The following is a 13274-nucleotide window of genomic DNA, read 5'->3' as shown; positions in this document are numbered from 1 at the left end:
TTTAGTTATAGGCCCGGGCGAAGGTGCCTGCTGATTCGGCAAGATAATGCTTGCTGCTGGCGGCAATGAAAATCGACTGCCCTTTCTCTACCGTCATGGTTTCACCGTCGGGGTGGGTCAATGTCAGTGGCGCATCGACAGCCAGTAATATCTCGGCACTGTTTACGTTGAGCAGCCTGCTGGGTGGGTTGTGGTAAACGGTGAACTTGAAATCTGGTACAGGGATAGGGTAGTTGTCGACCCCTTCGAAATGCTTTGGTGTTAGTTTTAGATCGTCTGCTTTCGTAGGCCGGAAGCAGGTGCAGGCGACTAACTCTTTGATGTCCATGTGCTTTGGCGTGAGCCCTGCGCGAAGGACGTTATCTGAATTGGCCATGATCTCCAATCCCGTGCCTTTGATGTAGGCATGGGGCGTGCAGGCATGAAGGTACATCGCCTCGCCCTGCTCCAGGGTCAGGGTGTTGAGCATCAATGGTGAAAAGAGCCCGATATCACCGGGGTACTGCTCGGCCAGTTCATGGATCAATGAAAATAGGGGATCATGCTGGTGGGCGTCCGCATGCTGGAGCAGCTGGCTGACCACTGCCTGTTTAACTTCGCCATCAAGTGACAGCATGGTCTCAAAAAAACGCTGCAAGCCGGTAGGGTTTTGGTTGGCGGCCAGTAAATCGACCAATCCCGAAATCTCGTCTATACCGATTGCATTAAACAGGCGAACGATTTCGTCGTAGTCGCGAAACCCGTTCATTGCTTGGTAGCGGGTCAGCGCGTAGATAAGCTCGGGTTTGTGGTTGGGATCTTTGTAGTTGCGGTGGCTATCAGATTGCGGGATCCCCATGGCCTCCTCGAAGGCATACCCGACTTGGGCTTGTTCTTTGCTGGGGTGCACTTGTATTGAGAGCGCTTTATCGGCAGCTAATACTTTGAACAAATAGGGCAGGCCATCAAACTGGCTTCCCTCTTTCTCACCAAGCAAGGCGGCTTTGTTACTTTCAATGAATGCCGATAGCGGCATGGGCCGATCATCAACAATTACCTGCGAGCAACCATTTTGGTGTGCCCCCATCCAGATCTCTGCTTGCGGCTTTCCTTCCGGGTTTTTGAGTCCGAACAAGGAACCCATGGCCGTTTTACTGCCCCAAGCATAATCCTGAATAACATTTTTCATTTTATAGAAACGAGGGAATAGATTGGTTGTTGTCATGATAGTCCCTTATCTCAATCACTTATCTTATGGAATTAATCTTAGTTGCTTGCTTGTGAAAGGGGTAATTGTTAACTGGTGTCGATAAAAGTAGGCAGGCTGTTATTGGCTATAATGAATTGAGACAAAATTCCACTATGTGGGAATCACTTTCCACAAAATGGAACATTGAGCGCCGTCACATTTTCACATATCGCAGGCAGGTATATTTAGCATCAACAGAGAGGAGAGTGATCATGAGCTCCAAGCAAGGCAACCAAGCACTGAATAAAGCAATCGATGTGATTGATGCAATTGCAGATGGTCACCGCCAACTGAAAGACATTTGCGATACATTGGATTTACCTAAGTCAACCGTGCACCGTATTTTGCAGGGATTGATTGAAGCGAGGTACATCCGCGAGGTGAAAGGCATTGGCTTGGTGCTAGGAACCAAGATGATCCAGCTTGGGATCCGGGCACAAAAAGACATGCCACTCAAAGAGATTGCCCAACCTTATTTACGAGAGTTGGCCGATAAAACCAAAGACACGGTGCACTTGGGGATCAAAGATGAAGATGAAATCTTCTATCTGGATAAGATTCCCGGCGAGCGAGCCATCCAGTTGCGCTCACAAGTGGGTGATAGGCTGCCACTGGCAGCAACCGGTGTCGGCAAGGCATTGATGATAGATATGCCGAAAATGGAGTGGCAACGCTTAATCACCAAGCAGACAAACCATAACCTTGAAGCCATGTTGGCCCGAATGGAAGAGTATTCCCAACACGACTATAGTTTTGATCTAGAAGATAACGAAGATCTGGTTCGTTGTGTAGCTGTGCCAATTAGAAACAAACATAACAACATTATTGCTGCAATTTCAGTGACAAGCATAAAAGAATATATGCCTGACACACGAATGCAGGAATTAATTTCATTAATGAAAGTTTATAGCCAGAAAATTTCAGAACAACTTAATTAATCCCTACTCATAACGAAATATCGTTATATAAAATTAAACTCATAGGAAATACTATGTCTAGAGCCGGAAAAATTCTAGCCATTGGTGGGCTTTTTATCGCCTCAATAATTGGTACCGCAATTGTTACAAATGGCAGTAAATCAACCACTAACTCTACTATCGCAGGTGAATCGCAGGTGCAAACATTGCGATTTAGTATGAGCTCTAATACTCAACACCCAATATATGATGGTGCAAGTAAGTTTAAAGAGTTGGTAGAAAAAAATACTAACTTAACAGTAGATATTTATCCTTCAGCACAATTGGGTGATGACCGCGCGGCCATTGAAATGTTGCAGTTGGGTACCCTCGATGTTTCTATTCCATCGACGGCACCGCTGGCAAACTTCTACCCAGAATATAACGTGTTTGACTTGCCGTTTATGATCCCGAACGAAGCCGTTGCCGATAAGGTACTTCGCAGCCCGTTCGCATCTGACATGCTGGAAATGCTGCAGTCTCGTCGTTTGATCGGGTTGGACTTCTGGGAAAATGGTTTCCGTCACCTAACCAACTCCAAGCGTACCGTGACCAATGTCGAAGACGTGAAAGGCTTGAAAGTACGTACCATGGAAAGCCCGCTTCACCTGGATGCGTGGAAGGCGCTGGGCGCAACACCTACGCCGATGGCATTCAATGAGCTGTTTACTGCACTGCAGCAAGGCACGGTAGATGGCCAGGAAAACCCGTACCCGAACATCGCGCTAAACAACCTGTATGAAGTACAGAAGCAAATGACAGATACAGGCCACGTATACACCCCGCTGGTACTGATCTTCAGTGAAGCAACATGGAATAAGCTAAGTGCAAGCGATCAGGCGGCTATCCGTAAAGCAGCAACCGAAGCAGGTGATTACCAGCGTGAAGTTAACCGCCGAGTGAATAACGACAGTCTCGATACCATCAAAGCCAATATGCAGGTGACCGAGCTTACGCCGGAAGCACGCAATGAATTCCGTCAGGCAACAGAGTCGGTTGTTGATAAATACCGTGACGTGATTGGCTCTGACATTATTGATTCTTTCACCAATGAAATCGCGAAAGCTGAAAAAGAAACTGCCACTCAATAAATCGACACTGTAGTAATTACCGAATCCTCCGCTTGGCAAGGAAATAAGCCAAGCGGAGTAAGGAAACCTTTATGATTAAATGGTTAGATAAATATTTAGAAAATACGATTGCCTGTATTTTGCTAGCTGTAATGGTAACTGCAATATTTCTTCAAGTGGTTACTCGTACTTTAGATATTTCATTGTCTTGGACTGAAGAATTAGCGCGCTACTGCTTTATTTGGTTGGTTTATATTGGTGTCAGTTTCGCGGCATCACGTAAGAGCCATATTAAAATCGACGCGGTAGCGATGTTGCTTGACCCGAAAGAAAAAAAATACCTGTCACTACTGTCTGACTTAGTATTTTTTGCTTTCTCTTGCTTCATTCTATTCCACTCAACGCAAATGGTAATGAACCTACTTTACCTAGGTCAAACATCGCCAGCATTGGGGTTACCTATGTGGATTGTGTATCTGGCAGGCCCGGTTGGTTTTGCGCTTACTGCATTCCGTTTACTGCAACAGATGATTATCACCTTTGATGAGCTTGAAGCCATCAAGTTCGATGAACTGAAAGCTAGCAAATAAGGTAGGGAAACATGTCTGTATTTATTCTATTTTCAACCTTTGCGTTCTTAGTCGTTTATACCGTGCCGATTGCCATTGCACTGGGCATCGCAACATTGGTGACTATCCTGTCGACGGGTAACTTGAGTGTCGATTTCTTGGTAAGCACCTTGATCACCTCGGTAGATTCGTTCCCTATCATGGCGGTGCCGTTTTTCATCCTGGCGGGTGACATCATGGCAAGCGGCGGTATCTCTCAGCGCTTGGTGAATTTTGCTAACTCGCTAGTGAAGAACATCACCGGCGGCTTTGCTATCGCTTCTATCATCACGTGTATGTTCTTTGCGGCGATTTCGGGTTCGGGCCCAGCAACGGTTGCGGCAGTGGGCGGCATCATGATCCCGGCGATGATCAAGTACGGCTACGATAAAGGCTTTGCTACCGCGGTCGTCACAGCGGCGGGTGCGATTGGTGTGATGATCCCGCCTAGTATCCCAATGGTGATGTACGGCGTATCGGCGAGCACCTCGATTGGTGATCTGTTTATCGCGGGTGTGATCCCTGGCCTGTTAGTGACCTTCTGCTTGATTGTTTGGGCGTACATCTACTCGAAGAAGAAAGGCTACAAAGGCTCTGACGAACCATTCTCGCTAAAAGAGGTGTTGACTCAGCTGAACCATGCACAGCTAGCCCTGCTCATTCCGGTCATTATTCTGGGTGGTATTTACGGCGGCTTCTTTACTCCAACCGAGGCAAGTGTGGTTGCAGTGGTATACAGCTTGGTGGTGAGCCTGTTTGTTTATAAAGAAATTAGCTTTAAGCAGCTACCGCAAATCATGACCAAGTCGGTACTGACTTCTGTGATTGTTCTGTTGATTGTTGGTACTGCGACAGCGTTCGGTAAGTACTTGGCACTAGAGCAAATTCCAACACAAATTGCGAATGCGATGCTGGCATTCTCTGATAGCAAAGCGGTGTTCATCCTACTGATGGTAGCCTTGCTATTGGTGGTGGGTTGTTTCATGGAAACCGTTGCCGCCATCATCATCTTGACGCCGATTCTGGTTCCGGTTGCTGTGCTGTTCGGCTTCAACCCAGTCCATGTAGGTATCATCATGGTTGTGACACTGGCGATTGGCTTCATTACGCCACCACTTGGCCTGAACCTGTTCGTGGGCTCGAGTGTGTCGGGTATCTCGGTAGAGAAGCTCTCTAAGGCAATTATCCCATTCTTCGTGGCAATGCTGATTGCACTGATGTTTGTCATCTTCATTCCACAACTGTCTCTGGCACTGATTTAATAAGGTAGTCCTGATTATGAAAATTATTGACGTCATTCCTCACGCGATATCTGTTCCGCTAGAGCAGCCGTTTTATTTCTCGCAGGGCTGGGTACATAACCGCAGCTCGCTGATTGTCGAGATTGTGACCGACGAAGGCATTACCGGTTTTGGTGAGGCGCTATGTCATGGTTTGCAACCGCCTCATATTGCGGCTGCCTTCATCGAGCATGCGTTCAAGCCATTGCTGCTAAACCGCGACCCGTTTGATGTAGAAGTGCTTTGGGAAGAAATGTACAACCTGACCCGCCCTTATGGTCAGGGTGGCTCGGCGGTTAACGCCATCAGCGGTGTTGATATTGCCCTATGGGACATCATGGGCAAAGCGCTGAACCAGCCAATCCACAAGCTGATTGGTGGTGCGTTCCGCAAGGAAGTGACCCCTTATGCGACGGGATTCTACCGTGTTGCTGGGGCGAAATACCCTGAAGATTCTATCGAAGAAGCCCATCGCCACGTTGAGTCGGGCTTTGGCGCATTCAAGCTGAAAATTGGCTTCGGCATTGAAGAAGACGTTGCGCTGATCCGCGCTATCCGCGAAGCAGTCGGTGATGATGTGAAGATCATGGCGGATGCCAATGGGGCTTACAGCGTGGGTGCTGCCCGTCGCATCATCAAGGAAACTGAGGAATACAGCCCGTACTTCTTGGAAGAGCTATTGGCGCCGGAAGATCTTGACGGTTATCAGCAGATTAAGAACCTGTCGAAAACCTATATTGCAGCTGGCGAGCAGGTGTTTGGCAAGACGGGCTACCGCCCTTGGTTAGAAGGCAATGCACTCGACATTATCCAACCAGACTTATGTTCGTCGGGCGGGATCACCGAGTGTAAGAAAATCGCGGCCATGGCACAGGCCAACAATACCCGCATGATCCCGCACGTATGGGGATCGGGAATTGGTATCGCGGCTTCGTTGCAGTTTATCGCGTCATTGCCAGCGGCGCCGCTATCGCTCAGCCCAATCGAGCCGATGCTGGAATATGACCAGTCGTCACACCCGTTCCGCAAAGACTTGATTTGCGACGGCATCAAGATGGTGGATGGCAAGGTGCAGATCTCGACCAAGCCAGGCATCGGCGTTGACGTGAATCGCGAAATTATCGACCGCTATAAGATCAACTAATTCAGTGACTCTTATCTTTTCCAGCCCTGCATTAGCGGGGCTTTAGGACGGATCTTATCGAATGAATAAAAAACAATTGAATGCACATTGGCTAGTGATTGATTGGGGTACCACCAACTTCCGTGCATTTGCGATGAGCCAACAAGGGGAGGTGTTAGACAACATCGAACTGTCGCTGGGGCTATTGCAAGTTAAAGAAGGTGAGTTTGCCCAAGAGCTGGAAAATGTACTGTCAGGTTGGCTAACCGAGTATCAACACTTGCCTATCTATATGGCGGGCATGGTGGGCTCTCAGCAAGGTTGGGCCAATGTCGAGTACGTCACGACAGCGGTTGGTGTTGAGCAGCTGGCTCATCAAGCCTATCGCTTTGAGCTGCCATGGGGCGCCTCGGCAACGATCATTCCGGGTGTCAGCCATCAAACCGATGCCGGTTGTTTTGATGTGATGCGCGGTGAGGAAGTTCAGCTATTTGGTTTGGCTAAGCTTACCGGTGATAGCGACATGGTCGCCGTTATGCCGGGCACCCACAGCAAACACGCGGAGTTCGCCAATGGCGAGCTGACGGCGTTCGCCTCTTATATGACCGGCGAGCTGTTCTCTGTGGTATCGAACCACACCATTTTGGGACGCGGGCTTCCCGAGCCAAGCGCTAGCGGCGATGACCGTGCCTTCCTAAAAGGGGTCCAAGAAGGTCAAACCGACCAGCTTACCAATACCCTATTTATGGCGAGAACCCACCGCCTGTTTAACCATATTTCAGAAAGCGATGTGCTGGATTACTTGTCAGGCGTGCTGATTGGTAATGAGCTAAAAGCCTTGCAAGCCAAGCAAGTTTACTTGGTTGGTGGACAAAAACTCTGTGCCCGTTACCAAGTGGCGTGTCAGGCATTGGGTATTGAATCAACTTACATCAACGGCGATGACTGTTTTCTTGCTGGCATGGCTGCAATCCAAGAGGTAATGAACAATGACAACTAAACCATTTAATCTAGCTGACAACCTGCCTCTTGTGGCAATCATCCGCGGTGTGACCCCTGATGAGGTTATCGACATTACTCAAGTATTGATCGATGAAGGCTTTACGATGATTGAAGTCCCGCTTAACAGCCCTGATGCACTGGTGAGCATTAAAAAGCTGGTGGACCATTTTGGTAGTGGCTACTACATTGGTGCAGGCACCGTCACAACACCAGAACTTGCCAAGCAAGTGATCGAAACGGGTGCTAACTTGGTGGTAACGCCGAACTTCAACGAGGAAGTTGTGAAGTTATCAGCAGCAGCTGGCTGCATCACCTTCCCGGGTGTTGTGACGCCAACTGAAGCTTTTGCGGCCCTTGCCGCCGGTGCGACAGGCATTAAGTTGTTCCCAGTTACTATGCTGGGTACGTCGGGCTTTAAAGCATTGAAATCAGTATTGCCACCAGAGGCTATCTGCCTACCTGTTGGTGGTATTAGCCCTTCGGTTGAAAGCATGAAGCCCTATACCGATATCGGTGCTCAAGGCTTCGGCCTGGGCGCGGCATTGTACAAGCCGGGCATGACTTGCGATGAAGTTCGCGCTAACGCAAAAGCCTACGTCGATGCGTTTAATGCGCTGTGATAATCATACCTAGCTAGGCATATTGTCGTCGACAGCTGTCAGCAAATTTAACAGCATAAAAAGTAGTGCCATGTAAGCGCCTGAAAATAAAGGGCAGCGAGCATGGCATTTTTATTGCTACTAAAGTGGTATCTGATGTAGTCATAGAGGTTCTGAAGATGCCCATCTCGATAAAGTGTTTAGCTATGCTGTTGCTACTTTTGCCTGTAAAGATATTTGCAGTTCCGATGCCTGCGTCATATTCGTGAGGCGCTGATGCTGAATTTTCAATATTTATATCCGATGAAAGTGGTTCGATTTCAGTGGTTGAAACTCCAGGCGCGACATTAGAAGGCACAGCAATGGGCGATAGCCGTTTTAGATCCGAGTATGAGTGGGAAGCAGTTGGTGGCGGCTCTAACAGTGTTGATATTACTGCGTCAGCCAGTACTGAGGGTGAAGTGACCAATGGCCAAGTGGAGTCAAGTGTGAGCTTTGGTCTAACCATTACTATCATTTTGGATGAAATTAGCTCAATTATTTTCGGTGATTCAATGTTTAATGCGGTTGCGAGTGCTGCCGCTGGTGATGAGCCGTCAGGTTCTGCATTTGGGATGGGCGGAGCATTTAATAGCGTCTTCGGTGACTTGGGTGAATTTATGATTGATCGAACATTTAATGATGTTGCGGCTGGCACTTATATTTTAGAGTGGGAAGGGTTGGAAGTAGCTGGTGGTGCTGAACGCCGGATACCAGAACCTGCCTCAATGGCACTATTCTTGGTAGGCGTATTAGGGCTTGGTCTGAGAAGAAAGCTTCACATCAAAGGCCTCAGTTAAGTTATATGACGAATAAAAACAAACCCGCTATAACACATGTTATAGCGGGTTTTTTAATGCGTTTTATCTACTAGCGATTACAGCGTAGAGATGTAGTGCAACACAACGTTCTTAACAAACTTTTGGTTGTCTTCGGCGGTCGATGGGTCGTATTTGCCACCGTTGGTTAGGTTGTTCGATAGGATGCGAATACCTAGGAAAGGTACCTTGTACGCTTCAGCCATCATTGCTGCAGAAGCGGTTTCCATTTCTTCAACGCTTGTGCCGTAGTTCTCGTGTAGCCAGTTCATACGGTCGATTTCGTTGTTCCAGAAATTCGCTGAAGCGATGGTGCCTTCTACAACTTTGCCGCGCTTGTGGGTCTCTTTTACTGCGTGTGCAGAAGCAAGAAGATCTTTGTTACCTGCGTAGTAGCGAACTTTTTCTGCATCAGCGGCCGCATCACCTTCACCGGCACTGCCTTCAGATGCCATTACATCCATTGGAATCCAGTTCATTGGGTGCGAGCCTTCACCTTCTGCTAGTTTTGGTGTCTTGAAGTTACCTGCGTTGAAAGAGCGCTTTCCAAGAACAATATCACCAACATTCAGATCTTTGTCGTGACCGCCAGATGTGCCTTGGTTGATGATGGCGCGTGGGTTGTAGCGCTCGATAGCAATGGCTGTTGCTGCAGCTGTGTTCTCAACACCCTTACTGGTTTTTGCAACAACGATTGGGTAATCGTTCAATGTACCGATGTAAAAATCAAAGTTGCCCGTGTGTTCTACTCGTACATCCTTAAGCAGGCCTGCGAAGTACTCTGCTTCGATTGGCATTGGGCCTTGGATCAAGATTGGTTGCTTAGGCGCATCGTGCGATGGCACGGTGACGCTTTTGACCGTAGTTGCAGAAGCGAATGAAGCAAAGAAGATTGCACCAGCAGCAATCAACGCTTTTTTAGACAGAGTAAACATACGAACACATATTCCTAGATTGGTGTCAGAACAGATTGTGTTATTGAGTGGCCAGTCAGTAACTGGGCGGGAATATACATGGCGCAAACGTTTGCGTCACTATGCGCAAATGTAAATAAATATTTCATTTCTAGCTAAGTTATTGCTTTGATTAAGGAGATTTGACCGTTGCATTTAATCTAAAAAGTCCCCGGTTGGCATGAACGCCTTGGATAAGGGTATACGAGGTTTTTGTATTAGCCTCTGTCATGGCTTCTGTAATACTTTGTTGTAACAAAGCCTGTAACAGCTGGTCTGTTTCTGTGTTACGACAATTATCATCAATATTGTGAATAAGAGTAGTTTGAAGTTGATCAATATTTTGTATGTTTAAAAAGTCAGTAAAAACAATGATTTTGTTGTAAGTTATTGGTTCTTAAATACTCTTTTTACCTCAGATTGCTAATTACATTGTTTTTGTAACTGTTACAGTATTGTGCGTTGGATCACTTCATTTGTTTCTGTAACTGTTTAGTATTCATGCAAGTTCCATACGGCAGAAATTAGGCAGCATGATGTTAAACACGACAGGACATAAAATTTGGCAATCGCCCCAAGTGACGGGAGTTAACCGCCTGAAAGCGCATACACCGCTATCTAGCTGGCGAACTGAACAGGCAGCACTAGAAGAACAGGCTAGCTCGTCAGTATTACTTCTTGATGGTGAGTGGGACTTTACTCTGTTTGATTCTCCAGAGGTTGTTCCGGAACACTGGTACAAGCAGGGGCTAGAGGATAACAACAAGATCACTGTGCCTGGTAATTGGCAAATGCAGGGCTATGACCGCCCAATTTATACCAATGTGAAATACCCATTTCCATGTAATCCACCGTTTGTGCCGGAAGATAACCCGACAGGTTGTTACTTTCGCCATTTTGAGTTGAGCCCTGCTTGGGATAAAGAATCACAAACTCGCATCATCTTCGATGGGGTGAACAGTGCATTTTCACTTTGGTGTAATGGTCAGTGGGTGGGTTATTCTCAAGATAGCCGATTACCGGCTGAATTTGATTTATCTCCTTTCCTTGTTGAAGGTAAAAATACCCTTGCGGTAATGGTATTGCGTTGGTGTGACGGCAGTTACATGGAAGGGCAAGATATGTGGTGGTTGAGCGGTATCTTCCGTTCCGTCAGACTACTGAACAAACCTTCAGCACACATCTCTGATGTCAACCTTACCCCCGATTTAGATGCAAATTACCAAGATGGCAACCTGAAGGTTGAGGTATTCGCTCACCAAGCCGATGACCACGCAGTGCGTGCGACGCTTTACGACAGCAGCGATAGTGTTGTCGTCAGTATTAACCAGCCGATGGGGACTCAGCCAATCGATGAAAGAGGGGCTTACCATGACCGCTGTATTATCGATTTACCTGTGAGCTCGCCACTTAAGTGGAGCGCAGAACAACCTAACTTGTATCGCTTGGTTGTAACATTGGTAGACCCCGACCATGGTGATGTTGAAAGTGAAGCATACGACGTGGGTTTCCGTAAGGTTGAAGTGCTTAATGGGCAGCTATGCCTGAACGGCAAGCCACTGGTGATCCGTGGGGTTAATAAACATGAGCACCACCCAGCCTTGGGCCATGCAGAGCCACTTGCCATGGTGGAACATGATCTTAAGCTGATGAAGCAGCACAACTTTAATGCCGTTCGCTGTTCGCATTACCCTAATCAGCCTGGTTTTTATACCCTGTGTGACCGCCTTGGCCTATATGTGGTTGATGAAGCCAATATTGAAACCCACGGCGTTACTCCAATGAGGCGATTAGCGGATGATCCGCTTTGGACTAACGCTTTTCTAGAGCGTATGACACGCATGGTACAGCGTGATTATAACCACCCGAGTATCATCATCTGGTCGCTTGGTAATGAGTCTGGCTATGGCGCTGCCCATGATGCCATGTACCAATGGACCAAGCGTCGCGATCCCTCTCGTCCGATCCAATACGAAGGTGGCGGTTCTGACACTGCCGCAACAGATATTATCTGTCCGATGTACGCGAGAACCGACCGTGATCAGGAGCAGGGACATAGTGACGATCCTAAGTGGTCGCTAGAGAAATGGGTCGGCCTGCCGAACGAGAATCGCCCAATTATTTTGTGTGAGTACTCCCATGCCATGGGCAATAGCCTTGGTGGTTATAGAGAGTACTGGGACTGCTTCAGAAAGCATAAGCGTTTACAGGGTGGGTTTATCTGGGACTGGGTCGATCAGGGCTTGGATAAATATGATGCCGATGGTACGCATTTTTGGGCCTACGGGGGGGATTTCGGCGATGAGATTAATGACCGTCAGTTCTGCATTAATGGCCTGGTATTCCCAGACCGTACGCCACACCCAGCATTGCTAGAAGCCAAGCGCGTTCATCAACCTTTCCAGTTCGAGGTGGTTAGTTATAAGCCGCTGACACTTAAGGTGAGCAGCGAGCACCTGTTTATGGCATCGGATGAACACTACCTATCATGGAAAATCCATTGTGAAGGCGAGTTGGTAGAAGCTGGTGAGCAGGCGTTGCTGCTTGCACCAAATAGCCAGGGTGAATACGTATTGCTTGAGCGGCTGGGTGACTTCGCCGAACAAGCGTATCTGGATGTGTCAGTGATTCAGCGCTGCGAAACGAGCTGGTCGCCTGCAAACCACACGGTTGGTCAGCAGCAATTTGCACTTCCGAAGCAGTTGGTGAGTGAAACTGTGACCACACAGCCGTCTGAGAGTGCTGTTTTTGCTGAATCCAACACCAGTTGGCGAGTGATGGCGGCGGGGCAAAGCTGGGACATTTGTAAATCGACGGGTCTGTTAATCCAGTGGGAAAAAGATCAAGAGCAGCAGCTGACTTCACCGCTGGCTGACAATTTCTTCCGCGCACCGCTAGATAATGATATCGGTGTGAGTGAGGTGGATTACCAAGATCCAAATGCATGGGCGGTGCGATGGCAGCAAGCTGGGCTGTTTGACCTAACCCACCGTTGTTTGTCGTTGGATGTATTGCCAGAACGTGGTGAGGTAATTGCACTTCACGGCTATTCCAATGATGGCAAGGTACTGATAACAACGTGTTGGAAATGGCATTTCTCAGGAGATGGTGAAGTGACTGTCGCTATTGATGTGAAGTTGGATCCTGCATTGCCTCCAATGCCACGTATTGGCGCAGCCATGCGTTTGCAGTCAGCCCCTGAACAAGTGATGTGGCAAGGCCGTGGCCCTCATGAAAACTATCCCGACCGTAAGGCAAGTGCTGATATTGGCCGGTGGTTACAGCCACTACCGCAGATGCATACCCCATATATTTTCCCTACAGATAACGGGTTGCGCTGTGACTGTTCAAGCCTGCAGGTTGGTGCAATTGAAATTGGTGGTCAGTTCCATTTCAGTGTGTCGCAGTATGGGCAACAGCAACTGGCGGCAGCCAAGCATACCAATGATTTGGTGCCTCATGATGGCTTGTATGTCTATATCGATGGTTACCACATGGGTCTGGGCGGGGATGACTCGTGGACGCCAAGTGTACTGCCTAAATACCGTCTTGAGCAGTCAGAGTACCAGTGGGCAATAAGCCTTAAATAATAAATATA

General features: G+C 48.0%; 11 protein-coding genes. 9 read left to right on the top strand and 2 right to left on the bottom strand.

From position 1 onward, the window contains the following. Position 1: 1 nt before the first annotated feature. Entirely contained in the window at positions 2-1204 is a 1203-nt protein-coding gene (gene manA, locus C9I98_RS02320) for a mannose-6-phosphate isomerase, class I (RefSeq protein ID WP_107271520.1), read from the bottom strand. A gap of 236 nt (positions 1205-1440) precedes the next feature. On the opposite strand from manA, the gene C9I98_RS02315 reads away from it, so the two are divergent. The 8 genes from C9I98_RS02315 to C9I98_RS02280 all read left to right on the top strand — a co-directional run bounded on the left by C9I98_RS02315 (position 1441) and on the right by C9I98_RS02280 (position 8705). Further along, positions 1441-2166, top strand: a complete 726-nt coding sequence (locus C9I98_RS02315; protein WP_036828257.1) for an IclR family transcriptional regulator — start codon at positions 1441-1443, stop codon at positions 2164-2166. Positions 2167-2219: 53 nt separating this feature from the next. Then, positions 2220-3275, top strand: coding sequence for a TRAP transporter substrate-binding protein (locus C9I98_RS02310; RefSeq protein WP_107271519.1), 1056 nt, complete (start codon positions 2220-2222; stop codon positions 3273-3275). Between the two features lie 71 nt (positions 3276-3346). Then, positions 3347-3844 carry a TRAP transporter small permease gene (locus C9I98_RS02305; protein ID WP_051902320.1) on the top strand — a complete coding sequence of 166 codons (498 nt, stop codon included), beginning with the start codon at positions 3347-3349 and terminating at the stop codon, positions 3842-3844. An 11-nt stretch (positions 3845-3855) separates the two neighbouring features. Then, positions 3856-5124: a TRAP transporter large permease gene (locus C9I98_RS02300; RefSeq protein WP_107271518.1), complete on the top strand. Its 1269-nt coding sequence runs from the start codon at positions 3856-3858 to the stop codon at positions 5122-5124. A gap of 16 nt (positions 5125-5140) precedes the next feature. Further along, positions 5141-6286, top strand: coding sequence for a mandelate racemase/muconate lactonizing enzyme family protein (locus tag C9I98_RS02295; RefSeq protein WP_036828053.1), 1146 nt, complete (start codon positions 5141-5143; stop codon positions 6284-6286). A gap of 61 nt (positions 6287-6347) precedes the next feature. Next, the gene (locus C9I98_RS02290; protein WP_107271517.1) at positions 6348-7265 is read left to right on the top strand and encodes a 2-dehydro-3-deoxygalactonokinase; all 918 of its coding nucleotides are present in this window, start codon (positions 6348-6350) and stop codon (positions 7263-7265) included. After that, positions 7255-7887 carry a 2-dehydro-3-deoxy-6-phosphogalactonate aldolase gene (locus C9I98_RS02285; RefSeq protein ID WP_036820422.1) on the top strand — a complete coding sequence of 211 codons (633 nt, stop codon included), beginning with the start codon at positions 7255-7257 and terminating at the stop codon, positions 7885-7887. Before C9I98_RS02290 ends, C9I98_RS02285 begins: the two co-directional genes overlap by 11 nt. 302 nt (positions 7888-8189) lie before the next feature. Beyond that, positions 8190-8705, top strand: coding sequence for a PEP-CTERM sorting domain-containing protein (locus C9I98_RS02280; protein WP_146153850.1), 516 nt, complete (start codon positions 8190-8192; stop codon positions 8703-8705). 77 nt (positions 8706-8782) lie between these two features. Here C9I98_RS02280 and C9I98_RS02275 read toward each other — a convergent pair whose 3' ends face one another. Further along, on the bottom strand, positions 8783-9658 hold the full coding sequence (locus C9I98_RS02275; protein ID WP_036820427.1) for a 5'-methylthioadenosine/S-adenosylhomocysteine nucleosidase: 876 nt from the start codon (positions 9656-9658) through the stop codon (positions 8783-8785). Positions 9659-10209: 551 nt separating this feature from the next. Between C9I98_RS02275 and C9I98_RS02270 the strand changes: the two genes are divergently transcribed. Continuing rightward, a complete protein-coding gene (locus C9I98_RS02270; protein ID WP_036823811.1) occupies positions 10210-13266 on the top strand; it encodes a beta-galactosidase in 3057 nt (1018 codons plus the stop codon). Positions 13267-13274: the final 8 nt, after the last annotated feature.

This window comes from Photobacterium sanctipauli (genome assembly GCF_003026495.1).
In the GTDB taxonomy this organism is placed as follows: domain Bacteria; phylum Pseudomonadota; class Gammaproteobacteria; order Enterobacterales; family Vibrionaceae; genus Photobacterium; species Photobacterium sanctipauli.
This window is presented reverse-complemented; position numbering and strand designations above follow the sequence as displayed.

Excerpts from the sequence above, each read along its gene's own strand:
- manA (WP_107271520.1), bottom strand. The coding sequence starts at position 1,204 with ATGACAACAACCAATCTATTCCCTCGTTTCTATAAAATGAAAAATGTT.
- C9I98_RS02315 (WP_036828257.1), top strand. The coding sequence starts at position 1,441 with ATGAGCTCCAAGCAAGGCAACCAAGCACTGAATAAAGCAATCGATGTG.
- C9I98_RS02310 (WP_107271519.1), top strand. The coding sequence starts at position 2,220 with ATGTCTAGAGCCGGAAAAATTCTAGCCATTGGTGGGCTTTTTATCGCC.
- C9I98_RS02305 (WP_051902320.1), top strand. The coding sequence starts at position 3,347 with ATGATTAAATGGTTAGATAAATATTTAGAAAATACGATTGCCTGTATT.
- C9I98_RS02300 (WP_107271518.1), top strand. The coding sequence starts at position 3,856 with ATGTCTGTATTTATTCTATTTTCAACCTTTGCGTTCTTAGTCGTTTAT.
- C9I98_RS02295 (WP_036828053.1), top strand. The coding sequence starts at position 5,141 with ATGAAAATTATTGACGTCATTCCTCACGCGATATCTGTTCCGCTAGAG.
- C9I98_RS02290 (WP_107271517.1), top strand. The coding sequence starts at position 6,348 with ATGAATAAAAAACAATTGAATGCACATTGGCTAGTGATTGATTGGGGT.
- C9I98_RS02285 (WP_036820422.1), top strand. The coding sequence starts at position 7,255 with ATGACAACTAAACCATTTAATCTAGCTGACAACCTGCCTCTTGTGGCA.
- C9I98_RS02275 (WP_036820427.1), bottom strand. The coding sequence starts at position 9,658 with ATGTTTACTCTGTCTAAAAAAGCGTTGATTGCTGCTGGTGCAATCTTC.
- C9I98_RS02270 (WP_036823811.1), top strand. The coding sequence starts at position 10,210 with ATGATGTTAAACACGACAGGACATAAAATTTGGCAATCGCCCCAAGTG.